The sequence below is a fragment of the Shimia aestuarii genome (assembly GCF_022814865.1).
Lineage (GTDB): Bacteria > Pseudomonadota > Alphaproteobacteria > Rhodobacterales > Rhodobacteraceae > Shimia > Shimia aestuarii_A.
Genome location: NZ_JAKVRD010000008.1, coordinates 109,813 through 133,463 on the forward strand (window position 1 = coordinate 109,813; position 23,651 = coordinate 133,463).

Consider the following 23,651-nt stretch of genomic DNA (forward strand, 5'->3'; position numbering starts at 1 on the left):
GTCAGAGCCCTTTCGCCCGATAGCTTGCGGCCACCTTATCGATCGCCACGAGATAGGCCGCCGTGCGCAAATCGTCGACGTCGCCACGCTCGTGCCAAACATCGCGCATCGACTGGTAGGCGATCCGCATCGTATCATCGAGCCCCGAGCGCACAAGCTCAAGCTCATCCGCCCCGCGCAGGTACTTCTGCTTGAAGCTATCGGAAAGCGTATAGGTGTTGCCCATTGCCTCAGAGATCTTCTGAAGCTCGTCCACCACAAGCTGGTGGCGCGCTTCTTCTTGGCGGCGCTGCATCCGGCCAAAGCGGATGTGGCTGAGGTTCTTGACCCATTCAAAATACGAGACCGTCACGCCGCCCGCGTTGGCATACATGTCCGGAATGATGACCGTGCCCTTGTCGCGCAGCACTTCATCCGCGCCTGCTGTCACCGGGCCGTTTGCCGCTTCGATGATGAGTGGCGCCTTGATCCGCGCAGCGTTGGAAAGGTTGATGACCCCCTCGAGCGCCGCCGGGATCAGGATATCGCATTCGCTCTCGAGAACCGACGCACCGTCTTCACTATGAAGCGCATCCGGGAACCCCGTGACGCCACCATGTTTGACGATCCACGCCCGCACCGCCTCAACATCGAGACCCTTTTCGCTGAACAGGGCGCCATCATGTTCAATGATCCCGGTGATGATTGCACCATCTTCTTCGCTCAGGAACTTCGCCGCGTGAAAGCCCACGTTGCCAAGGCCCTGCACGATGATGCGCTTCCCCTCGAGCGTCCCGGTCAGACCGGCTTTCTTCATGTCGCGCGGGTCACGGAAGAACTCGCGCAGCGCATATTGCACGCCGCGCCCCGTCGCCTCGACACGTCCCGCGATGCCGCCCGCATTGAGCGGCTTGCCGGTCACACAGGCGACCGCGTTGATGTCGGTCGTGTTCATCCGCGCATATTGGTCAGCGATCCACGCCATCTCGCGCTCGCCCGTTCCCATGTCCGGCGCCGGGACGTTCTGCGATGGATGGATCATGTCACGCTTGGCAAGCTCATAGGCGAACCGTCGGGTGATCCGCTCAAGCTCGTGCTCGTCATACTGGCGCGGGTCGATGCAAAGCCCGCCCTTGGAGCCGCCGAACGGCGCTTCGACCAGGGCGCACTTATAGGTCATCAGCGCCGCCAGCGCCTCGACCTCGTCTTGGTTCACCGCGCTGGCATAGCGGATGCCGCCCTTGACCGGTTCCTTATGCTCGGAATGAACCGAGCGATAGCCAGTGAACGTATGGATTTCCCCACGCAGTCGCACACCAAAGCGAACGGTATATGTCGCGTTGCAGACCCGGATTTTCTCTTCAAGCCCGGGCGACAGGTCCATCAACGCCACCGCGCGGTTGAACATGAGGTCTACGCTCTCGCGAAAACTCGGCTCTTTTGGAATTGTCATGTCTACGGCCTCCCTCAGCCACGTCATTTGCGCGACTCGATGCCGCACCCCTCCCTGCGACCCTACAAAGACCTGCGTCCGAATTGCGAGGGGGAAAAACAACAAACTGCCTGTATTTTTGGCAGAACCCCATTTCGAAACAATCACATCAGAAACCCGGCAATTGTCCTCACGCCCTTGTAAATATGAGGAAAATTTGTGCGAAAACCCCATTCCCGCGCCAGTTCAGCCCAAGTTCCGCCCCATTTGAAAGGGATATTCAGCTAGGGCCGAAGTGCGTCGAGTCGCTCGATTTACCTTCGCGTCAAGAAGCTCAGGTGAAGAAAATGCCGACCAAGACAACCAAGACCATCAACGCCGTGCGCGAACGGCTTTCCCGTTTTCGTCATGATGAAAGCGGTGTGCTCGTCGGGTTCTCAGTATTCCTTTTTCTGATCATTCTGCTCGTGGGCGGGATCGGCATCGACCTTATGCGCTCGGAAATGAACCGCACCCGGATGCAGCACACGCTTGACCGCGCCGTGCTCGCCGCCGCCGATATGGGCCAGACCCTCGACCCCAAATCCGTGGTGCGTGACTATTTCGCCAAATCCAACCTGAGCGAAACACTGACCTATCTCGACGATGACACCGGGCTGAACTACCGCGTCGTCACCGCCCGCGCCAAGCGCGACACCAAGACCAACTTCATGAAACTCGCCGGGATCGACACGTTGAGCGCTGTCGCTGCGGGTCGCGCCGAGGAACGGATCGGCGGCGTCGAGATCTCCCTCGTTCTCGACGTATCCGGCTCCATGAACAGCAACAGCCGCCTGTCGAACCTCAAGGTCGCCGCCAAGGATTTCATCGACACGATGGATGCCAATACCGAGGACGGCAAACTTTCGATCTCCATCGTCCCCTACGCGACACAGGTGTCCGCCTCGAAAAAGCTCTTCGATACGCTCAACGCCTCGATTTCCGGCAATATGGACGTGGACACCGTCATCAATCCGAACGCGAGCGGTGTGGAAGCAGCGGCGAACCAGCAAGGCTATTCGCATTGCATCCATTTCGACGCGGAAGACTTCGACACGACCGAGCTTGACCCGGACGAGCGCTGGACCCAAGCCATGCATTTCAGCCCGTGGAGCGATTATGACGGGCGCGACAATGATCCCAAACAATTGGTTCAGACACCGGTATGCCGCACCGATAGCGGCAGCGAGATCATGGCGCTGGAGAAGAACAAGACCACGCTCAAGAACTACATCAACGGCCTCTGGGCCGGTGGCAATACGTCGATTGACGTCGGGATGAAATGGGGCGTTGCGATGCTTGACCCCTCGACCCAGGACATCATCGACTACCTGATCGACGAGGACGTGATTTCTGATGATTTCGTAGACCGCCCAACCCGCTACGAGGATGGCGACGCGCTCAAGGTGATTGTGCTCATGACCGATGGTCAGAACACGAGCCAATACTACGTGCACGATGACTTCCGCTCGGGGGCGTCCAACATCTGGTGGAACGATCAGGAAGAGATCTATTCCGTCTATGTCGGCACGGATATCTACGACAGCAACGACAACGACGACTACACCGACGAGCTCTACTACTGGCCCGGTCACAACGACCAGAATGGCGACTGGCAGGAAGGCTGGTACGATCACCCCTATGGCAACGGCGAGATCACGACGACCGAATGGATCGAGCATGTCGAAACCTATTGTAAACGCTACTACACGCGGGGCTGGCGCAAGGGCCAATGTAAGAAGTGGGGCAACCAGACCTCCTATGAGGAGATCACGACAACCGTTTCCGAGAACGGCGAAGCGATCCAGCTGCAATACCCCGATCTCTGGGCCTATACCTCTCTCGAGTGGAACGTCGAAGAGCACTACGAGCCCTGGATGAATGACAATGACGCCTGGGACGACTGGTTCTATGACGTGCGCAAATCCATCGGCAACTCGACCAAGAACGCCCGCACCAAGGCGATCTGTGACGCCGCCAAGGCCAAGAACATCGTGGTCTTCACCATCGGTTTCGAAGCCCCCTCCAACGGGCGTGCCGTGCTCAAAGACTGTGCCAGCACCGACGCGCACTATTTCGACGTGGACGGGCTTGAAATCTCCGATGCCTTCTCGGCCATCGCCTCTTCCATCGCCCAGCTGAAGTTGACCCAATGAAACGCCTGCTGACCATATTCCGCCGGGACGATCGCGGTCATGCCTCGATCGAATTCGTGATCATGTTCCCGCTCTTCTTCTGGATCATGGTTTCGGCCATCGACATCGGCATCATTACAATGCGTTCGGCACTGCTTGAGCGCGCCCTCGATGTGGTTGTGCGCGACATCCGGCTATCAACGGGCACCGCCCCCGACCATGACGAGATCCGCCGCCGGATCTGCGCCGAAAACGCCGTGGTGAAGGACTGCACCGAGAACCTCATGCTCGAAATGCAAATCGTCGACATGCGCGCCTGGAGCGACCTGCCCAGTCGCACGACCTGCACCAACCAAGCTGAGGAAACCCAGCCTCTGACAACCTTTGAGAACGGCATGGACAACGAGCTGATGATCCTGCGCGCCTGTGCCAAGATCACACCGATGTTCGGGGAACAGGGCATCGGCCCCTATCTCAACAAAGACAGCAACGGCGACGTCGCGATCTTCGCGCTCTCCGCCTTCGTGCAGGAACCGAGGTAAGACACATGTGGATCAGGCTTATATCCGCCCTCAAGCAGTTCCGCGATGACACCCGCGGCTCGGTCGCCGTCGAAGCGGCGATCATCCTGCCCATGTTGCTGTGGGCCTATGTCGCGATGTTCGTCTTCTTCGACGCCTACAAGACCCGTTCCATGACCGAAAAGGCCGCTTTCACGATTTCCGACATGCTCTCGCGCGAGACCGCGGCGATTGACGATTACTACCTCGGCAGCACCCGCAAACTCTTTGACCTGTTGGCACAGTCAGACTCGCCCTCGGGTCTTCGTGTCACGGTCGTAAGCTATAGCGGAGTGACACAGGAACATTCGCTCGAATGGTCGAAATCGATCGGCAACATGGACGAGTTGCAAGCCCCGAACCTCTCGGATTTCGTCGTCCGTCTCCCGGCGATTGCGGCCGGAGAAAGCATCATCGTGGTGGAAACCCTGTCCACTTATGAACCGGCGCTGAATGTCGGCCTCGGGGACAACACGATCGAGACCTTCATCTTCACCCGCCCGCGTTTCGCGCCCCAGCTTGTCTGGAGCGATGGCGACAACAACGTCTAGTCGTCGACAGGGCGCCCGGCAATCAACGCCTCGATCATCTGCGCCATCATTTTACCCTGTGGCCCGGGCGTCACGCCGCCAATCCCGACCCGTTTGCCTGCGCGCCACCATAGGCCCGGACGCCAACGTCCCTCGCCACGTGTCTTCAGGCTGAGAACGAACCCGTTCGATGGTTTAAAAGCAAACGTCCCCCGGCTCACCGCATCGATCTGCGCGATCTCGGCCACGGTCTCGCCCGTGCTATCGACGATCCCTTCCTCTGTCAGCGTCAGCGTCAGCTCAGTCGCCCGCCGCGTCGCCTCGGCCAGCCAGAGAGACAGCCCACCGAGCAAGAGCAAGAACCCCTGCCAAAGCACGGTCGCAGGCGGAATGGCCACCGCAATATAAATCAGCAACCCGCCAAGCGTGGCCATGATCGCCACACCGATCCACCGGCGCGGCGCCGAGGCGCGCAATTCTGCAAGGACTTCCTGCGACATCTTAAGTTCCTTCGTCTGACGCCCCGCCCTATCCCAAGGCGCGGGCGCGCTCAATAGGGCATCGGATGGGCGCGATGCGCGTCATTGATGTCTTTCATCACCTCATCCGAAAGCGTCACCTCGGTGCATTTCAGGAGATGCTCCAATTGCTCGATGCGCGTTGCCCCGAAGATCGAGGAACACATGAAAGGGCGCTGAAGCGTGAAGGCCATGGCCATATGGATCGGATCAATCCCATGGGTCTGGGCAATGGCAAGATAGGCATCGACCGCATCAAAGACCCGCGCCGACTTGCGCCCGCCAAGGTTCTCGACAATCGACATGCGCGACCCATCCGGCACCCGGCCATGCTGATACTTGCCGGTCAAAAGCCCCGCCGCCAGCGGCGAAAACGCCAAAAGCCCCACATCCTCGTTGACGCTCAACTCCGCAAGGTCGGTGTCGTAGAGACGGCAGAGAAGCGAATATTCATTCTGGATCGACGCCACCCTCGGCCCGCCCTTTTCCCCGGCAATCCGAAGCCATTCCGCCGTGCCCCAGGCGCTCTCGTTCGAAAGGCCGAAGGCGCGGATATTGCCCTTCTCGACCTGCGCCTGAAGCGCCTCGAGCGCCTCTTCCATATGTGCGAGCGTCGCCGCGCGGTCCTGCTGCGACGGATCAAACGCCCAGTTCTGGCGGAACATGTAAGAGCCGCGGTTTGGCCAATGGAATTGATAAAGGTCGATCACATCCGTCTTCAGCCGCCGTAGCGAGCCTTCAATGGCCTCCGGGATCGTCTTGGCCGAAATCGGCGCCCCGTCGCGCGCATGTTTGAACCCCGCCCCGGAATGTTTCGTCGCCATCACGACCTCATCCCGCCGCCCGGTCTTTTCAAACCAGTTGCCGACGATCTCTTCTGTCCGCCCCACGGTCTCGGCGCTGATCGGGTTGACCGGATACATCTCGGCGGCATCGAAAAAATTGATGCCGTGATCGCGCGCCATCTCCATCTGCGCATGGGCCTCGGCCTCGGGTGTCTGCGTGCCAAAAGTCATCGTCCCAAGGCAAAGCTCCGAAACCTCGATTCCCGTCCGGCCAAGCGGTTTCATTTTCATTGTCGCGTTTCCTTTTTCCGTTTCATTCAGCGCTTGGCGCGCTCGTGAAAGATAAAGCCCAGCATGTTGAGCAAAACCTGTGCCGCAAGGATCGAGGTTGATCCCGTGGTGTCATAGTCCGGCGCCACCTCGACAAGGTCGATGCCCACAACCTCATGCCGCTTGGCAAGCGCCTGCAACATCTCGAGCACATCATAATAGAGGAAACCCCCATGGCTCGGCGTGCCCGTGCCCGGCGCGATGGACGGACAGAACCCATCGATATCAATCGTCACATAAACCCGCGCGCCTTCCGGGATACGCGCGATGACGCCCTCCGGCCCGATCTTGCGCGCCTGACGCACCGAGAGGATATCGCTCCCCATCGACCGCGCCGCGTCATAGCCTTCCTTCGCCGTGGACGACACATTCCGGATACCAACCTGCGTGAGCCCGGTGACATAGGGCTTTTCCGCCGCCCGCCGCATCGGGTTGCCATGGCCATAGCGCACCCCATGGCGCTCATCGACGAAATCGAGATGCGCGTCGATTTGCAGGATATGAATATCCCCCTCGCCATCAAAGGCATTGATGCAGGGGATATTGATTGAATGATCCCCCCCGATCACCACCGGAAGCGCGCCGGCCGCGAGGATCTTGCGCACGCCTTCCTCGATATTGGCATGGCTCTTCATCGTGTCCGTATGGACGATATCGGCATCGCCAATATCCACGATCCGCACCTCCTCGGGGAGGTAGGTCGCATCGTCCTCGTGGTCATAGGCCCCGGCATGGCCAAAGGAAAAAAGCGTCGAGGCTTCGCGCACACCGCGCGGCCCAAACCGCGCCCCCGCCCGAAACTGCGTGCCGAAATCAAACGGTGCGCCCATCACGGCCACATCCGCCTCGATCGCGTCCCAATCGCTGACGTAAGGCCGCTTGCCAAAGGTCGCAATTCCGACGAACGGCAAGTCGAGCCGCCCCGTCTCATAGCCATGTCCCGCCATCTGCATCTCCCCGGTCTGTCGTCTTTGCCGGTAACCTGCGCAGATTTCCCGCCCCCGGCAAGGGGCGTTCGGGGAAAACGCCCGCTCTACTCGTCAAGCGGCTGGACTCTCGTCCCCCGCCATGCTCGCATGGCCCACGCGAACACCACTTCCCCAAAGGGCTCGAAAACGACGCTGGTTGTCGAATATCCACAAGACCCCGCCGCCCGCGCCACCCCAAGCTGACACACATGCGCTTCCTGATTACCTCTTCTGCCCTGTTTCTCTCGGTCATCCTGCTTCAGCTGAGCTCCGGTGGCGTTGGCCCGCTCGATGCGCTCTCCGGCCTGACCCTCGGCTTTACCACGAACCAGATCGGCCTCCTCGGCTCGGCGCATTTCCTCGGCTTCTTCATCGGTTGCTGGTGGGCGCCCCGTCTCATGGGCAGTATCGGTCATTCCCGCGCCTTCGCCGCCTTTACGGCGACCGGCGCGATCGGCCTCATTGCCCACTTCCTCGTCATCGACCCGATGGCCTGGGCGCTCATGCGGATCGCCTCGGGCCTTTGCGTCGCGGGCTGCTATACCGTGATCGAAGCTTGGCTTCAGGCGCGTGTCACCAATGCCAACCGGGGCCGCGCTATGGGGACCTACCGGATCGTCGATATGGGCGCCTCGCTTGCGGCGCAAATGGTGATTTCGGTCCTCGAACCGGCCTCCTACGTCTCCTATAACCTGCTCGCGATCCTCTGCTGCGCCGCGCTTTTGCCCATCACGCTAAGCAAATCGGCCCAGCCCGAAACCCCCGACGCCCCGCGCCTGCGTCCAATGCTGGCCGTCGCCCGCTCGCCGCTCGCCGCTGCAGGCGTGGTGGTGGCGGCGCTAAGCTCGGCCTCCTTCCGTATGGTCGGCCCGGTCTATGGCACGCAGGTCGGCCTCGGCACGGATCAGATCGCATGGTTCCTCGCCGCCTTCGTCTTTGGCGGCGCACTGGCACAATACCCGGTCGGCTGGCTCGCAGACAAATTCGACCGCCGTTGGGTTCTGATCTGGCTTTCTGGCGCCGCGATCCTCTCCTGCGCTTCGACCGCGCTCTCGGGTGGACTTGGCACGACGACGGTCATGGTCAATGCGGTGTTCTTCGGCCTCACCGCCTTCCCGATCTATTCCGTCGCCGCCGCCCACGCCAACGACTTCGCAAGCGCCGACGAACGGGTGGAACTCTCAGCCGCGCTGATGTTCTTCTTTGCGCTCGGGGCCATCGCCGCACCGACCGTGGCTTCGGGCCTGATCAACTGGTTCGGCCCCGCCGCGCTCTTCGTGATGATCGCTGTCGGTCATGCCGTCCTGATCGTCTTCGGCATCGCCCGCATGCGCATCCGTCCCACGGTCGAGAACCGCACCCGCTACGTCTATGCCCCACGCACGAGTTTCACCATCGGCCGCCTCATGGGCCGTCAGCGCGACCGCAACTCCTGAGTCCCCGTTTTCCATAAAAGAAAACGGACCGAAATCCGCACATACGCAATACCGACGCAATACCGACGTGATACCGACACTGGGTTTCGACACTTTTCACGCCAAACATCCGCTGGAAACGCGCGCCGCTTTGGTCTAGGGAAGGCCAGACTAGCGGGACAACGGAAGAGACCTCATGGCGCGCCACCTCATCACTTCGGCCATTCCATATATCAACGGCATCAAACACCTCGGGAACCTCGTCGGCAGCCAGTTGCCCGCCGACCTCTTCGCCCGGTATCAACGCGGTCGGGGCAACGAAGTGCTCTTCCTCTGCGCCACCGACGAACACGGCACGCCCGCCGAACTCGCCGCCACCAAGGCCGGTCAACCCGTCGCCGACTACTGCGCCGAAATGCACGAGGTGCAATCCAAGATCGCCGAGGGCTTCCGCCTCTCCTTTGATCATTTTGGCCGCTCCTCGAGCCCCGAGAACCACGCCCTGACACAACACTTCGCAGGTGTCCTCGCTGACCGCGGGCTGATCCGCGAAGTTGTTGAAAATCAAATGTATTCCAAGGCCGACGGTCGCTTTCTTCCGGACCGCTACATTGAGGGCACCTGCCCCAACTGCGGCTTTGACTCCGCGCGCGGCGACCAGTGCGACAACTGCACCAAACAGCTCGATCCGGTCGATCTCATCAACCCGCATTCGACAATTTCCGGCTCGACCGACCTTGAGATGCGCGAGACCAAACACCTCTATCTCTGTCAGTCGCAGATGAAGGACGAGATCGAGGCATGGATCGATTCCAAGGCCGACTGGCCCGTCCTCACCACCTCGATCGCCAAGAAATGGCTCAACGATGGTGACGGCCTTCAAGACCGCGGCATCACGCGCGATCTCGACTGGGGTATTCCGGTCAAGAAAGGCGACGTGGACTGGCCGGGCATGGAAGGTAAGGTCTTCTACGTCTGGTTCGACGCCCCCATCGAATATATCGCCTGCGCCCAGGAATGGGTCGCAGCAAACAAAGGCACCGACTGGCAACGCTGGTGGCGCACCGACAAAGGCGCCGACGACGTGACCTACACCCAGTTCATGGGCAAGGATAACGTCCCCTTCCATACACTCACCTTCCCGGCCACCATCCTTGGCTCTGGGGAGCCGTGGAAGCTCGTCGATTACATCAAGTCTTTCAACTACTTGAACTATGACGGCGGCCAGTTCTCAACCTCGCGTGGGCGCGGCGTCTTCATGGATCAGGCGCTTGAAATCCTGCCCGCCGATTACTGGCGCTGGTGGCTCCTGAGCCACGCCCCCGAAAGCTCGGATGCAGAATTCACTTGGGAGAATTTCCAGCTTTCGGTGAACAAAGACCTCGCCGACGTGCTTGGCAATTTCGTCTCTCGCGTGACCAAGTTCTGCCGCTCCAAATTCGGCGAAGAAGTCCCCGCAGGCGGCGAATTCGGCGAGACCGAGACGGCCCTGATCGAAGAACTCACCACCCGCACCCGCGCCTACGAGGCCCATATGGAGGCGATGGAGGTGCGCAAATCGGCGCAAGAACTGCGTGCAATCTGGGTTGCGGGCAACGAGTACCTGCAAACCGCCGCGCCGTGGTCGACCTTCAAGGAAGACCCGGAAAAGGCCGCCGCGCAGATTCGGCTCGCGCTGAACCTGATCCGCTTCTACGCCGTCCTGTCGGCCCCCTTCATCCCGGACGCCAAGGACACACTCCTCGCCGCGATGCAGACCGAGAACGCCGACTGGCCCGATGACGTGCCCGCCGCGCTTTCCGCGCTGGCCCCCGGCCATGCCTTCACCGTGCCGGATGTGACTTTCCGCAAGATCACAGACACCGAGCGTGAGGACTGGCAGGAGCGTTTTGCGGGAACGCGCGATTGATCCGATGACGGACCACCCGGCCCAAAGCAACGCCCTCCCTGCCCTGACGGACGCGGACATCACCGCGCTGACCGCGCTGCGCTACGATCTGCATCGCCACCCCGAGCTTTCGGGCGAAGAGGCAGAGACCGCCGCACGGATCAAGTCCGCGCTTGCCGAAACCGACCCTGATGACATTCTGACCGGTCTTGGCGGGCATGGCATCGCCGCGCTCTATTCTGGGGCCGAGGCCGGGCCGACCGTCCTTTTGCGCTGTGAACTCGACGCGCTCCCGATCGAGGAGAAGTCCGACGCCGATCACCGCTCGACCGTGCCGGGCAAAGGCCATCTCTGCGGCCATGACGGTCATATGGCGATGCTCATGGGGGTCGCGCACCATCTCTCCCGCCTCCGCCCCTCGAAGGGTCGCGTCATCCTCCTTTTCCAACCCGCCGAAGAGGATGGGTCCGGTGCGCAAAAAGTGCTCGAGTCGCCGGATTTCACGGCACTTTCAATTGATTACGCCCTGTCGCTCCACAACATGCCGGGAATGCCCCTCGGCCATGTCGCGCTTCAGGAAGGCCCCGCCAACTGTGCCTCCTGCGGCCTCGAAATCCGCCTTTCGGGGCGCACCGCCCACGCCTCTCAGCCCGAAACCGGCGTGCCGCCGACCCCGGCCATCGCCGCGCTTGTCCCGACCCTGCAAGCCCTGAGCAACCCGGCCCCTGAAAACCCCGCTGATTTCGCGCTGGCCACCATCACGCATATCCGCGTCGGGGAGCCCGCCTTTGGGGTCGCCCCCGGCGACGGCACCCTCTGGGTCACGCTGCGCAGCCTCACCGATCCCGGCATGGAACACCTCTGCCGTGAAGCCGAAACCGCCGTGGCGCATCTCGCTGAAACGCACGGGCTTCAGGCCTCGCTCGCCTACCACGACTATTTCCGCGCCTGCACCAACGACCCCGACGCCACCGCCGTCCTTGACCGGGCGATCCGGCGGCTTGGACTGGTGCGCGAAGAGGGCCACCTGCCCATGCGCGCCTCCGAGGATTTCGGACGTTTCGCGGATGTGTCGAAATCGGCGATGTTCCTACTTGGCAGCGGCCTCGACAGCCCTGCGCTCCACAACCCGGATTACGATTTCCCGGATAGCCTGATCCCCACCGGCACAGCCGTCTTCATGGCCGCGCTCGACGATCTCTTGGGCCTGCCAACGCCCTGATACTCTTTGAAAATTGGTACCCGCGGCCGGACTCGAACCGGCACGGCCTCTCGGCCTAGGGATTTTAAGTCCCCTGTGTCTACCATTCCACCACGCGGGCACTCACACTCCCCATGCATTTGGGTTGGCCGCGAAAATACTGGCTGTGACGTCCGTGTAAAGACCTGCCAAGACCCGCAGTCCGCTTCTTTTCCGGGCTTACCCGATTTCCGCCCAAGGCGTTTCCTTGACTGCCTCCATCCCGACATAGGTCGAGGTGCTCGACACATAGGGTAAGGCCGAAATTTTCTCCCCAAGAACAACGCGGTAGGCGGCCATGTCCCGTGTGCGCACCTTCAGGAGGTAGTCGAAATGCGAGGCGATCATATGTGCCTGCTCGATCTCCGGTACAAGGAGAACCGCCGCGTTGAACGCCCTCAACGCCGCCTCCCGCGTGTCGGTCAGCTTCACCTCGACAAAGGCGACGTGATCGAGGCCAAGCCGGATCGGGTTGATCTGCGCCGAATAGCCGGTAATGACCCCCTCCGCCTCAAGACGGCGCAGCCGCGCCTGCGTTGGTGTCTTGGTCAGGCCGATCCGCTTAGCAAGGTCCGTGACCGCGATCCTCCCCTCCCCCGACAACACATCGAGAATCGCGCGATCAAATCGATCGAGCCCCACCTCTCCATCCTGCATCAAAACCCCCTCCTTTGAAGATCATATTGCCTACATTGTTAATATGATTTGGGCAACCTGCCTATATCCGAGCTGCTATTCTCTCCCAAACAGATGGAGAGCCCCATGTCCAACCGCGCCCTGATCGACACCACGACCTACCGCGACGAGAAAGCCCTCGTGGCCGAGCTTATCGCCGAGTCCGGCCTCTCGCCCGAGGATCGCCGCCAGATCTCGGCGCGCGCCGCGACGCTTGTCACTGCAATCCGCAACACGACGCAGCCGGGCATGATGGAGGTCTTTCTCGCCGAATACGGTCTTTCGACCGACGAAGGCATCGCGCTCATGTGCCTCGCCGAAGCGCTCTTGCGGGTGCCGGACGCAGAAACAATCGACGCCCTCATCGAAGACAAGATCGCGCCTTCGGACTGGGGCAAGCATCTGGGCCATTCGACCTCATCGCTCGTCAACGCTTCGACATGGGCACTGATGCTGACGGGCAAGGTTCTTGAGGACAAGGAACCGGGGATCGTCGGCACGCTGCGCGGCGCTGTCAAACGCCTTGGCGAACCGGTGATCCGCACCGCCGTGGGCCGCGCAATGAAAGAGATGGGACGTCAGTTCGTCCTAGGCGAAACCATTGAGAACGCGATGAAACGCGCTGCCGGAATGGAGGCGAAGGGCTATACTTATTCCTACGACATGCTCGGCGAAGCCGCCAAGACCGACGCCGACGCCATGCGCTACCACCTCGCCTATTCCCGCGCCATCTCGGCCATCGCCGCCGCCTGCACCCATGACGATATCCGCGATAACCCCGGTATCTCGGTCAAACTCTCGGCCCTGCACCCACGCTACGAGGTCGCCCAGCGCGCCCGCGTCATGGACGAATTGGTCCCGCGCCTGCGCTCGCTCGCGCTTCTGGCGAAATCGGCCAACATGGGCCTCAATATCGACGCGGAAGAGGCCGACCGCCTGTCGCTTTCCATTGACGTGATCGAGACTGTCCTCTCCGAACCGGCGCTGGCGGGCTGGGACGGCTTTGGCATCGTCGTGCAGGCCTATGGCAAACGCGCGGGCGCGACGCTCGACCACCTCAACGACCTCGCCAGCCGCTTGGACCGCAAGATCATGGTCCGCCTTGTGAAGGGCGCCTATTGGGATACCGAAATCAAGGCATCACAAGTGCTTGGAGTCGATGGCTTCCCAGTCTTCACCTCGAAGCCAGCCACCGACATTTCCTACATCGCCAACGCGCGCAAGCTCCTGTCGATGACGGATCGTATCTATCCGCAATTCGCGACGCACAACGCCCACACTGTCGCAGCCATCCTCGAGATGGCCGACGACATGAGTGCTTTTGAGTTCCAGCGCCTGCATGGCATGGGTGAGGCGTTGCATGATATCGTGCTCAAATCCGACAAGGCGCGCTGCCGCATCTACGCGCCGGTCGGGGCGCATCGTGACCTCCTCGCCTATCTTGTGCGCCGCCTCCTCGAGAACGGCGCCAACTCCTCCTTCGTGAACCAGATCGTGGACGAGGACGTGCCGCCCGAAACCGTCGCCCGCGATCCGTTCGACGCCTATGAGGACGCACAAACAACCCTACCGACCGGACCAGACCTGTTCCAGCCCGAGCGTATTAACTCCAAAGGCTTCGACCTGCGCGACATCCCCACGATCGAAGCGATTGAAGAGGCCCGCGCACCATTTCGCGAGGCCGAGTGGCACGCCGCTCCGCGTCTTGCGGCCAAGGCTGCACCCAACGCGCCAGAGCCGGTGACCAACCCGGCTCTCCCCGGCGACCGCCCCGGCACTGTCGCGACCGCCAGCGCCCAAGACGTCGAAACCGCGCTCAAGTCCGCCCGCCCATGGCAAGTCAGCCCGGCAGACCGCAGCGCGACCCTCAACAAAGCGGCAGACCTCTACGAGGCGCATTTCGGCGAGATCTTCGCCCTCCTCGCCCGCGAAGCCGGCAAGACGCCGCTCGACGCCGTGGCCGAACTACGCGAAGCGGTGGATTTCCTGCGCTACTACGCAGCCAACGCGCCGACCGACGCCCCTGTAGGGACGTTTACCTGCATTTCGCCTTGGAACTTCCCGCTGGCGATCTTCACTGGCCAGATTTCCGCCGCCCTCGCGGCCGGGAATGCTGTCCTCGCCAAACCGGCCGAGCAGACCCCGCTGATCGCGCATTTCGCGGTGTCGCTCCTGCACGAAGCGGGCGTTCCGGCAAGCGCGCTGCAACTCCTGCCCGGTGCGGGCGATGTGGGCGCGGCTCTGACCTCCGATCCGCGCGTCGGCGGCGTTGCTTTCACCGGCTCGACTGAAACAGCGTTGCTGATCCGGCGCAGCATGGCCGAGAACCTCGCTCCCGGCGCGCCGCTCATCGCTGAAACCGGCGGTCTCAACGCCATGATCGTCGACTCAACCGCCCTTCCCGAGCAGGCCGTCACCGCCATCGTCGAGAGCGCCTTCCAATCCGCGGGCCAGCGCTGCTCCGCTCTGCGCTGCCTCTATGTGCAGGAAGACATCGCCGCAGAATTCTCCAAGATGCTGATCGGCGCGATGAAAGAACTCTCGGTCGACAACCCGTGGCACCTCTCAACCGATAGTGGCCCGGTGATCGACGCCGAAGCGCAATCTGGTATCGCTGCGCATATCGCCGAAGCCGAAGCACAGGGCCGCGTGCTGTTCCAGATGCAGGCGCCTCAAACCGGCACCTATATCGCCCCGACCTTGATCCGCGTGACCGGCATCGCCGATCTTGAACGCGAGATCTTTGGCCCGGTCCTGCACATGGCCACCTTCAAGGCAGATGAACTCGACGCCGTGATCGACGCCATCAACGCGACGGGCTATGGCCTGACGTTCGGCCTGCAAACACGGATCGACGATCGGGTGCAGCATGTCTCGGATCGCATCCACGCAGGCAATATCTACGTCAACCGCAACCAGATCGGCGCCATTGTCGGATCTCAGCCCTTCGGTGGCGAGGGCCTTTCCGGCACCGGCCCCAAGGCGGGCGGTCCGCACTACCTCGCCCGGTTCTCGACCCCGGCTGCGGCAAGCGTGGACGCAGGTACGTGGTCTGGCGAGATGTCCCACGAAGCCGCACAAACCGCCCTCAAATCCGCTCCCCCAGCGCAGGCCAGCACCACCCTGACCCTGCCGGGGCCAACCGGCGAATCCAACCGCCTGACCATGTCCGCGCGCCCGCCGGTGCTTTGTCTCGGGCCGGGCGCAGAGGTTGCGAGCGAACAGGCGCGCGTCGTCGAAAGCCTTGGCGGGATCGCTGTCAAAGCCACCGGTTCCGTTCCGCCCGAGGCACTGACAACGCTCTCCGACCTTTCTGGTGTGCTCTGGTGGGGCGATGCAGAGACGGCGCGTGCCTATGAAGGCGCCCTCGCTGCGCGCAAGGGGCCGATCCTGCCGCTTCTGACAGGCGTGCCTGACGCGGCGCGCGTCCTCGGCGAACGGCATGTCTGCGTCGATACCACCGCAGCGGGCGGCAACGCGGCGCTTCTTGGCGGGGTGGCTTGACGCCCCGCCCGTTTCCGCCACAGTGGGCGCATGTTTCCGATCCGTGACCACAACCCGTCCGGGCGCACGCCCTATGTCGTCTACATCCTGATGACGCTCAATATTGGCATCTTCCTGCTCTATTGGCCGATCATGAGCGAACCCTACAGGATCGCCGCCTTCTTTCAGGATTGGGCCCTGATCCCCGCGGAGGTCAGCATGGGGAGCAAACCCTTCGGCCTCGTGACGTCGATGTTCCTGCATGGCGGTTTCCTGCACCTCGCGGGCAACATGCTTTTCCTGTGGATCTTCGGTGACAATCTCGAAGACGAGATGGGCCACGGCGGTTTTCTCCTCTTCTACCTCCTGAGCGGCATCGCCGCAGGGCTGGCGCAAGTGATCTCCGATCCCGGCTCCCAAATCCCGACCGTCGGCGCCTCCGGGGCCATCGCTGGGGTGATGGGCGGCTATCTCCTGCTCTTCCCCAAGGCGCGGGTGGATGTGCTCCTGATCATCATCATTTTCTTCAAGGTCTTCACGGTGCCCGCTTGGGTCATGCTCGGCCTCTGGTTCGCTCTTCAGCTCTTTAACGGTGCAACCAGCACCGCTGGTGCGGGCGGCGTCGCCTATTGGGCCCATGCCGGCGGCTTTGTCGCGGGCCTGCTTCTGACGCTGCCGCTCTGGCAACGGCGCGGCGGTCCGCAGTTCTGGCAAAAGACCGATGGCAAGCCACCCCACCCCGACGCGGTCTATTCTCGTAGCACCGTGCCCAAAGTCCGGAGACGCAGATGAGCCATAAACTGACATGCCACTGTGGCGCGATCGAACTCGCCGTTGACTTGTCCGACGGCCTCGCAACTGCCCGGCGCTGCGATTGTTCCTTCTGCCGCCGCCGCGGTGCCGCCGCCGTGAGCGTGCCCCTCGACGGTCTGCGCATTGTGCAGGGCGAAGAGAACCTGACGCTCTACCAGTGGGGCACAGGGACTGCGCGTCACTACTTTTGCAAGACTTGCGGCATCTACACCCATCATCGCCGCCGCTCGAATCCGAATGAATACGGCGTCAATCTCGGCGCACTCGAAGGTGTCAACCCGCGCGACCTTGGCGATATTGGCTGGGTGGACGGGGTCAATCACCCCTCCGACCAGACATGAAAAAAGCGCCACGAGGGCGCTCTTCTTCTCTGTCTCAATACTCGGGGTGAATTGGCCGCCTTGCGGCCAAGAGGGGCAAAGCCCCTAACCCCTTACCCGTTGCGGATCGTCTTGGCAAACTGGTCGAAAATAGGCTCGTTGGCACAGATCACTTCGCCATCTTCGAGAATATCCCCGCCCGGCGTCAGCGGCTGCACGAACCCCCCTGCTTCCTTGACGATGATGACGCCCGCCGCAAGGTCCCATGCGTTCAGACGACGTTCCCAGAAGCCCTCGTAGCGACCAGCCGCCACATACGCCAGATCGAGCGCCGCCGACCCCCAACGCCGCACGCCTGCCGTCGCCGGCAGAAGCCGCGCCAGATCCTGAAGCGTTTCCGGCAGGTCCGCGCGACCGCCGAACGGCAGCCCCGTGGCAAAAATCGATTCGATCATCCGCGACCGCCCCGAGACACGCAAACGCAGGCTGTCGTTAAGCCACGCACCCTCGCCTTTCTCGGCATAGAACATCTCGTCTTTGGCCGCGTCAAAGATCACCCCCGCAACGATCTCGCCTTTATGCTCAAGCGCGATGGAGATCGCCCAATGCGGCAGACCGTGCAGAAAGTTGGTCGTCCCGTCGAGCGGGTCCACGATCCAGCGCCGGGTCGGATCTTTGCCATCCTCTCCGCCGCCTTCTTCCGCGAGCCAGCCATAGCTCGGGCGCGCGGTCATAAGCTCTTCCTTGAGAATTTCCTCGGCCCGCAGATCGGCCCGGCTTACAAAGTCGCCCGCGCCCTTCATCGACACCTGCAGGTTCTCGACTTCGCGGAAGTCCTTGACCAGCGACCGTCCGGCCTTGCGGGCGGCCTTCATCATGATGTTGAGATTTGCGCTGCCTGGCATGGCATGGCTCCTTTCGGGGTTTCAGGCCGCGCGTATACGCCCCCCAGTCCCGTTTGCCAAGTCAGAAGCCCGCCGCCACGTCACAATCTCCCGAAGGGTTGTCAAACCCCGCCGGTGCCCGCAGGCTCTGGTCCAAACAGGAGGACCAAGACCATGACCGATCAGATGCAGCGCATCGTACTGGCAAGCCGCCCCGAGGGCAGCCCGACAGACGAGAATTTCCGACTTGAGACCGTGGACATGCCCACGCCCGGCGAGGGCGAAGTGCTTGTCAAAGTGCTCTATCTCTCGCTCGACCCCTATATGCGCGGCCGCATGGATGACGCGAAATCCTACGCCGCGCCAGTGCCCGTCGGCGGCACCATGGAAGGCGGCGCCGTGGGCGAGGTCATCGCCTCCAACAGCGACAGCCTCAAACCCGGCGATACGGTCTTTGGCATGTTCGGCTGGGCGAGCCACGCCGTGCAACCCGCCAAACTCCTGCGCAAGCTGGATCCCGCGCAAGGTCCGGTCACGGCGGCGCTCGGTGTGCTTGGCATGCCCGGTTTCACCGGTTGGTTCGGCCTGATGGAACATGGTCGTCCCAAGAAAGGCGAAACCCTCGTGGTCGCCGCCGCAACCGGCCCCGTCGGTTCCATGGTCGGTCAGATCGCACGTCTTCATGGGCTGCGCGTCGTCGGCATTGCGGGCGGGCCAGAGAAATGCGCCATGGCCAAGGAGGTCTACGGGTTCGACGATTGCCTCGATCACCGCGCCTATGACACCGCCTCGGACCTAAGGAAGGCGCTGAAGGGCGCCTGCCCGGATGGCATCGACATTTATTTCGAGAATGTCGGCGGCAAGGTGCTCGACGCGGTTCTGCCGATGATGAATCCGCACGGGCGCATCCCGATCTGCGGCATGATCGCATGGTACGACGCCGGCGGCCTCGGCGCAGGCGCCGCAAGCGAGAGCCTTACCGGTCCGCGCATCTGGCGCTCGATTCTTGTCAATTTCCTATCGGTCAACGGGTTCATCATCTCAAACCATTTTGATCGCTACCCGGAGTTCCTCAAGGAGGTGGCCCCGCGCGTCGCCAAGGGCGAAGTCGCCTTTGTCGAGGATATCGCCGAAGGTCTCGAAAATGCGCCCGCCGCGTTCTTCTCGATGCTCAAGGGCGGCAACAAGGGCAAACAGATCGTCAAGATCGCCTGAACCTCAGGCTTCCTGAAGCCGCCTTGCCTCTTCTCCTGCAAGGCGGATCAGGTCGCGCATATAGGGCTTTTCAAGGTCGCTCTCCCGCGTCGCCGCAAAAAGCTGCCGCGTGATCCCGGTCTCGGTCAGGGGACGGGTCACGTAGTCCGAGGAATACTTGACCTCCCGCACGACCCAATCGGGTAGAACCGACACACCCCGGTTCGACGCCACCAACAAAAGGATCACTGCCGTCAACTCTGCCTGTCGGATCGACGCGGGTTCGACCTTGGCAGGGCTAAGGAGCTGCGAGAAGATATCGAGCCGCGCCCGCTCGACCGGATAGGTGATGAGAGTCTGGCCGCGAAAGTCCTCGGCCTCGATAAAGGGCTTCTCGGCGAGCGGATGGTTTGAGGCGGCGACAAAGACCGGCTGATAGTCGAACAGGTGCGAGAAGGTGATCCCCGGCAGGCTTTCCGGGTCCGAGGACACGACGAGATCCACATCCTCCTTCTGCAACGCGGGCATCGCCTCAAAAGCAAGGCCCGGACGGATATCGACATCCACATCCGGCCAAATCTTGCGGAACTTCTCGAGCACCGGGAAAAGCCATTCAAAACAGGCATGACATTCGATCGCGATATGAAGCCGCCCCGAACTCCCGTCGCGCAAGCCATTGAACTCCGCTTCGAGTGCCTCGATCTCCGGCAGCACCTTGTTGGCCAACCGCAAGAGCCGCATCCCTGCAGCCGAGAGCTTCATCGGTTTTGATCTGCGCACGAACAACTCGACCCCGGTCTGGGCCTCAAGGCCTTTGACCTGATGGCTAAGCGCCGATTGCGTGATGTGCAGGAGGTCCGCGGCCTTGGCGAGGCCGCCTGCTTCGTGAATGGCCCGGACGGTGCGCAGGTGGCGCAATTCGAGGTGCATCTTCATGTCGCACTCATGTTGTTCTTGAGGATTATGCAGTTGTCACCATGTTTCACACATGCGACATGAAGACAACCGCAAGATAGGATCGAAGAACATGACCGTGCCTAACATTTCCTTGGAATTCTTCCCGCCGCAGAACCTCGAAGCGTCGTTCCGCCTGTGGGACACGGTCCAGACCCTCGCGCCGCTTGGCCCGCGTTTCGTTTCGGTGACCTATGGTGCTGGAGGCACGACCCGTGATCTGACCCGCGACGCCGTGGCCACGCTGCATAAATCGAGTGGCCTCAACGTCGCGGCGCATCTGACCTGCGTCAACGCCACCCGCGAAGAGACCCTCGAGATCGCCAATGGCTTTGCCAAGGCAGGCGTCTCCGAGCTTGTTGCTCTGCGTGGCGATCCGCCCAAAGGCAGCGACGGGTTCGAAGTGCATCCCGACGGGTTTGCCAACTCGGTCGAACTGATCGAGGCGCTCTCGCAGACTGGCGACTTCACGATCCGCGTCGGCGCCTATCCCGACAAACACCCCGAAGCAGCGGATTCGCAGGCAGATATCGACTGGCTCAAGCGCAAAATCGATGCTGGCGCCTCCGAGGCCCTGACCCAGTTCTTCTTCGAGGCCGACACCTTCCTGCGCTTCCGGGACCGTTGTGAGAAGGCCGGGATCGACGCGCCGATCGTGCCGGGCATCCTGCCGATCGAAAACTGGAAAGGCGCACGCAACTTCGCCCTGCGCTGCGGCACCGAGATTCCCGCCTGGCTCGACGATGCCTTTACCAAGGCCGAACGCGACGGGCGCACCGACCTTCTCGCCACCGCGATCTGCACCGAGCTCTGCTCGGACCTGATCGACGAGGGCGTCGACTCGCTGCACTTCTACACGCTGAACCGCCCCGACCTGACCCGCGATGTTTGCCACGCGCTTGGCGTGACGCCGCAGGTCGTGCTCGAAAACGTGGCGTAACAAGCCCGCCGACGGGCTGGACGCCCCCGACAAATTGCGGCCTTCTGAGGAGACCCCTCAGGAGGCCTTTTCATGTCAGATATGCTGATCGCTCAATCCCCCAAAGACCTGCCGGACCTCGACTATGTCCTGTCCCGCAGCGGGCTCGAACTCATGCAGGATATCGTCGCAGGCAAAATCCCCGGCCCGCCCATCGGCGCGACGCTTGGCTTTCGTCCGATCCTCGCCGAAGAGGGCAAGGTCGTCTTCGAAGGCACGCCGGAATTCAAGGTTCTGAACCCGCTCGGAACCGTGCATGGCGGCTGGTATGGCACGATCCTCGACAGCTGTATGGCCTGCGCCGTGCAGACCAAGCTCAAGAAGGGCCAGATTTATACCACCCTCGAATACAAGATTAACATCATTCGCCCGATACCGACCGGCACCACCGTCCACGCCATCGGCAAGGTGCATCACGCGGGCCGCTCGACAGGGATCGCGGATGGAGAAATCGTCGGTGTGGAGGATGGCAAGCTCTACGCCACTGGCTCCACGACCTGCATCGTCATGCAGGGCCCCAAGGGCTAGAGGTTGTTTTCCTTGCCGAACTGGCGCAGATTTCGGCCACGTTGACCCCTGAGCGAGACACACGCGCCATGATCCTGTGCTGCGGCGAAGCCGTGATCGACATGTTGCCGGCGACAGCCCCCGATGACGCGCCCGCCTTTCGCCCCGTGACCGGCGGCGCGGCGCTCAATACCGCCATCGCGCTCGCCCGCCTCGGACAGGCAACCGGCTTTTTCGGCGGTCTCTCACGTGATGCCTTCGGCAAAATCCTCATTGAGGCGATGCAGGCCGAAGGCGTTGATCTCTCCCGCGCACCCCTCTTCGATGCGCCGACAACACTCGCCTTCATTCATCCCGGAGACGGCACTCAGGGGTTTTCCTTCTACGATCGCGAAAGCGCGGGCCGTCAGCTCACGGCCATGTCCCTACCGCCGCTCGACGGGATCAAAGCCCTCGTCTTCGGCGGCATCAGCCTGATCCACCGCCCCGCCGCCGGAGCCTTCGAGGCCTTGATGAAGATGGCCGGAGCGGATCGCCTGATCCTTCTCGATCCCAACATCCGCCCGGCCCTGATCGAAGACGCGGAAGAAGACTACCGCAAACGCCTCGACCGCATGCTCCCGATGGCCGATATCGTGAAACTCTCTGATGAGGACGCCGCCTGGCTCGGCCCTGTCTCGCCAGAGGACCTGCTCTCAGGCCGCGCTTGCCTAGTCTTGCACACCCACGGGCCGGACGGTGTCACACTACATTCCCGCCACGGCACGCTGCATGTCCCGGCCCCCGAGGCGGAGGTGATCGACACCGTTGGCGCGGGCGATACGTTCAACGCCGCCTTTCTCGCCGCTCTCGCCGAGACGCTCCCCCTCACGCCGCGCGCCGTTGGTCTTGCCGATGCTGAAATACTCGAGAGCGCGGCCCGGTTCGCAACCCGTGCCGCAACGCTCTCGACAACACGTCCCGGCGCCAATCCCCCCACCGACAGGGAGCTTTCATGCGCGCCCTGATCCAACGTGTTACCGAGGCCACTGTGACAGTCGATGGCGAGATCATCGGCGAAATCAACCATGGCCTCCTCGTCCTTGTCTGTGCCATGCAGGGCGACACAGAAGCCGAGGCCGACAAGCTTGCCGCGAAGATCGCAAAGCTGCGCATTTTCGAGGATGACGCGGGCAAGATGAACCGCTCGGTCCGTGACATGGGTGGCGCGGTCCTCGTCGTGTCGCAGTTCACCCTCGCCGCCGATAACCGTAGCGGCAACCGCCCCGGCTTTTCCACCGCTGCACCGCCCGCCGAAGGCGAACGGCTCTACACCTATTTCGCCGACCGCATGGCGGGTGCCGAGGCCCTGCCAACAGAGCGCGGCCGCTTTGGCGCAGACATGAAGGTCCGGCTCCTCAATGACGGGCCAGTTACGATCTGGATGGAAGTCTGAAGAGCCTTAGGACTTCTTGACGAACTTCGTCAGGATCACGATCCGCTGGCCCTCGACGCGTCCCTCGATATGCTCGGCATTGTCCGGCACAAGAGAGATATTGCGCACAGCCGTGCCCCGTTTGGCGGTAAAGCCCGCGCCCTTCACGGGCAAGTCCTTGATCAGGACAACCGCGTCGCCTGCCGCGAGCACCGCGCCATTGCTATCGCGATGTACAACTGCGTCCGGATCGGCCATTCCCGCCTCGGCCCAGTCTTTCACCTCATCCTCGAGATAGGCAATGTCGAGCAAATCCCGCGCCCAGATCGCCCCGCCAAGCCCGTTCAGCAGACGATAGGCCACAACCTGCACCGCAGGCTCTGTGCTCCAAATCGCTTCGTGCAGACATTGCCAATGCGGCGCATCCTCGGGGCCGTTCTCCACACCTTGAAGACAGGTTTCGCACAGGGCGATCTCATCGGTCTTCGGAGTCACGGTATAGGCAGTGGTCGCACCTTCGGCGCCACAGATCGCACAGGGGACGGACATCGGCTTTCCTTTCGAGTAATGCCTCGCTTATGACGCTCACCGTCCCTCTCGTCCAGCCCA

At 62.1% G+C, this 23,651-nt stretch carries 22 protein-coding genes and 1 tRNA gene; 14 read left to right on the forward strand and 9 right to left on the reverse strand.

Translation table 11 applies throughout. From position 1 onward, the window contains the following. Nucleotide 1: 1 nt before the first annotated feature. A complete protein-coding gene (locus tag MK745_RS10270) occupies nt 2-1,432 on the reverse strand; it encodes a Glu/Leu/Phe/Val family dehydrogenase (protein WP_243613202.1) in 1,431 nt (476 codons plus the stop codon). Between the two features lie 326 nt (nt 1,433-1,758). On the opposite strand from MK745_RS10270, the gene MK745_RS10275 reads away from it, so the two are divergent. From MK745_RS10275 to MK745_RS10285, 3 genes are read left to right on the forward strand one after another with little or no spacing between them, the layout of a single operon-like run. Then, nucleotides 1,759-3,606 carry a TadE/TadG family type IV pilus assembly protein gene (locus MK745_RS10275; protein WP_243613203.1) on the forward strand — a complete coding sequence of 616 codons (1,848 nt, stop codon included), beginning with the start codon at nt 1,759-1,761 and terminating at the stop codon, nt 3,604-3,606. Beyond that, nucleotides 3,603-4,127, forward strand: a complete 525-nt coding sequence (locus MK745_RS10280; RefSeq protein WP_243613204.1) for a TadE/TadG family type IV pilus assembly protein — start codon at nt 3,603-3,605, stop codon at nt 4,125-4,127. Before MK745_RS10275 ends, MK745_RS10280 begins: the two co-directional genes overlap by 4 nt. 5 nt (nt 4,128-4,132) lie before the next feature. Further along, complete coding sequence (locus MK745_RS10285; RefSeq protein WP_243613205.1) at nt 4,133-4,696, forward strand: TadE/TadG family type IV pilus assembly protein; 564 nt, start codon at nt 4,133-4,135, stop codon at nt 4,694-4,696. On the opposite strand, the gene MK745_RS10290 is transcribed toward MK745_RS10285, so the two are convergent. From MK745_RS10290 to speB, 3 genes are read right to left on the reverse strand one after another with little or no spacing between them, the layout of a single operon-like run. Beyond that, a complete protein-coding gene (locus MK745_RS10290) occupies nt 4,693-5,175 on the reverse strand; it encodes a hypothetical protein (RefSeq protein WP_243613206.1) in 483 nt (160 codons plus the stop codon). The genes MK745_RS10285 and MK745_RS10290 overlap by 4 nt on opposite strands. Nucleotides 5,176-5,225: 50 nt before the next feature. Then, nucleotides 5,226-6,269, reverse strand: coding sequence for an aldo/keto reductase (locus tag MK745_RS10295; protein WP_243613207.1), 1,044 nt, complete (start codon nt 6,267-6,269; stop codon nt 5,226-5,228). Between the two features lie 26 nt (nt 6,270-6,295). Continuing rightward, complete coding sequence (gene speB, locus MK745_RS10300; RefSeq protein WP_243613208.1) at nt 6,296-7,255, reverse strand: agmatinase; 960 nt, start codon at nt 7,253-7,255, stop codon at nt 6,296-6,298. A 230-nt stretch (nt 7,256-7,485) separates the two neighbouring features. Between speB and MK745_RS10305 the strand changes: the two genes are divergently transcribed. The 3 genes from MK745_RS10305 (at nt 7,486) to MK745_RS10315 (ending at nt 11,801) form a co-directional block, all read left to right on the forward strand. Further along, on the forward strand, nt 7,486-8,712 hold the full coding sequence (locus tag MK745_RS10305; RefSeq protein WP_243613209.1) for an MFS transporter: 1,227 nt from the start codon (nt 7,486-7,488) through the stop codon (nt 8,710-8,712). Between the two features lie 175 nt (nt 8,713-8,887). Beyond that, nucleotides 8,888-10,600: a methionine--tRNA ligase gene (metG, locus tag MK745_RS10310; protein ID WP_243613210.1), complete on the forward strand. Its 1,713-nt coding sequence runs from the start codon at nt 8,888-8,890 to the stop codon at nt 10,598-10,600. Beyond that, nucleotides 10,581-11,801, forward strand: a complete 1,221-nt coding sequence (locus MK745_RS10315) for an amidohydrolase (protein WP_243613211.1) — start codon at nt 10,581-10,583, stop codon at nt 11,799-11,801. The genes metG and MK745_RS10315 overlap by 20 nt, the downstream gene beginning before the upstream one ends. A 14-nt stretch (nt 11,802-11,815) precedes the next feature. Here MK745_RS10315 and MK745_RS10320 read toward each other — a convergent pair. Together MK745_RS10320 and MK745_RS10325 are read right to left on the reverse strand one after the other, a co-directional pair. Then, nucleotides 11,816-11,901 (reverse strand) — tRNA-Leu (locus MK745_RS10320). A gap of 98 nt (nt 11,902-11,999) precedes the next feature. Continuing rightward, nucleotides 12,000-12,476 carry an Lrp/AsnC ligand binding domain-containing protein gene (locus MK745_RS10325; protein WP_243613212.1) on the reverse strand — a complete coding sequence of 159 codons (477 nt, stop codon included), beginning with the start codon at nt 12,474-12,476 and terminating at the stop codon, nt 12,000-12,002. Nucleotides 12,477-12,581: 105 nt separating this feature from the next. On the opposite strand from MK745_RS10325, the gene putA reads away from it, so the two are divergent. Genes putA through MK745_RS10340 form a run of 3 tightly spaced genes read left to right on the forward strand, consistent with a single transcriptional unit; the run spans nt 12,582 to nt 17,131 of the window. Further along, the gene (gene putA / locus MK745_RS10330; RefSeq protein ID WP_243613213.1) at nt 12,582-15,998 is read left to right on the forward strand and encodes a bifunctional proline dehydrogenase/L-glutamate gamma-semialdehyde dehydrogenase PutA; all 3,417 of its coding nucleotides are present in this window, start codon (nt 12,582-12,584) and stop codon (nt 15,996-15,998) included. 30 nt (nt 15,999-16,028) lie between these two features. Further along, a complete protein-coding gene (locus tag MK745_RS10335) occupies nt 16,029-16,769 on the forward strand; it encodes a rhomboid family intramembrane serine protease (protein ID WP_243613214.1) in 741 nt (246 codons plus the stop codon). After that, on the forward strand, nt 16,766-17,131 hold the full coding sequence (locus MK745_RS10340; protein WP_243613215.1) for a GFA family protein: 366 nt from the start codon (nt 16,766-16,768) through the stop codon (nt 17,129-17,131). The genes MK745_RS10335 and MK745_RS10340 overlap by 4 nt, the downstream gene beginning before the upstream one ends. Nucleotides 17,132-17,223: 92 nt before the next feature. Here the strand turns inward: MK745_RS10340 and MK745_RS10345 are convergent, their stop codons facing one another. Next, nucleotides 17,224-18,015 carry an inositol monophosphatase family protein gene (locus tag MK745_RS10345; RefSeq protein WP_243613216.1) on the reverse strand — a complete coding sequence of 264 codons (792 nt, stop codon included), beginning with the start codon at nt 18,013-18,015 and terminating at the stop codon, nt 17,224-17,226. Between the two features lie 153 nt (nt 18,016-18,168). Between MK745_RS10345 and MK745_RS10350 the strand changes: the two genes are divergently transcribed. Next, nucleotides 18,169-19,209 (forward strand): NADP-dependent oxidoreductase, encoded by a 1,041-nt coding sequence (locus MK745_RS10350; protein WP_243613217.1) that lies wholly within the window; start codon nt 18,169-18,171, stop codon nt 19,207-19,209. A gap of 3 nt (nt 19,210-19,212) precedes the next feature. On the opposite strand, the gene MK745_RS10355 is transcribed toward MK745_RS10350, so the two are convergent. After that, nucleotides 19,213-20,118 carry a LysR family transcriptional regulator gene (locus MK745_RS10355; protein WP_243613270.1) on the reverse strand — a complete coding sequence of 302 codons (906 nt, stop codon included), beginning with the start codon at nt 20,116-20,118 and terminating at the stop codon, nt 19,213-19,215. A 97-nt stretch (nt 20,119-20,215) separates the two neighbouring features. Here MK745_RS10355 and metF point away from each other — a divergent pair, with 97 nt between their 5' ends. The 4 genes from metF (at nt 20,216) to dtd (ending at nt 23,063) form a co-directional block, all read left to right on the forward strand. Beyond that, nucleotides 20,216-21,082, forward strand: a complete 867-nt coding sequence (metF, locus tag MK745_RS10360; RefSeq protein WP_243613218.1) for a methylenetetrahydrofolate reductase [NAD(P)H] — start codon at nt 20,216-20,218, stop codon at nt 21,080-21,082. A gap of 81 nt (nt 21,083-21,163) precedes the next feature. Beyond that, nucleotides 21,164-21,649, forward strand: a complete 486-nt coding sequence (locus MK745_RS10365; RefSeq protein WP_243613271.1) for a PaaI family thioesterase — start codon at nt 21,164-21,166, stop codon at nt 21,647-21,649. Nucleotides 21,650-21,717: 68 nt separating this feature from the next. Next, entirely contained in the window at nt 21,718-22,635 is a 918-nt protein-coding gene (locus MK745_RS10370; RefSeq protein WP_243613219.1) for a carbohydrate kinase family protein, read from the forward strand. Then, nucleotides 22,623-23,063 (forward strand): D-aminoacyl-tRNA deacylase, encoded by a 441-nt coding sequence (gene dtd / locus MK745_RS10375; protein ID WP_243613220.1) that lies wholly within the window; start codon nt 22,623-22,625, stop codon nt 23,061-23,063. Before MK745_RS10370 ends, dtd begins: the two co-directional genes overlap by 13 nt. 6 nt (nt 23,064-23,069) lie before the next feature. Here the strand turns inward: dtd and MK745_RS10380 are convergent, their stop codons facing one another. After that, nucleotides 23,070-23,591: an alkylphosphonate utilization protein gene (locus tag MK745_RS10380; protein WP_243613221.1), complete on the reverse strand. Its 522-nt coding sequence runs from the start codon at nt 23,589-23,591 to the stop codon at nt 23,070-23,072. Between the last annotated feature and the right edge of the window lie 60 nt (nt 23,592-23,651).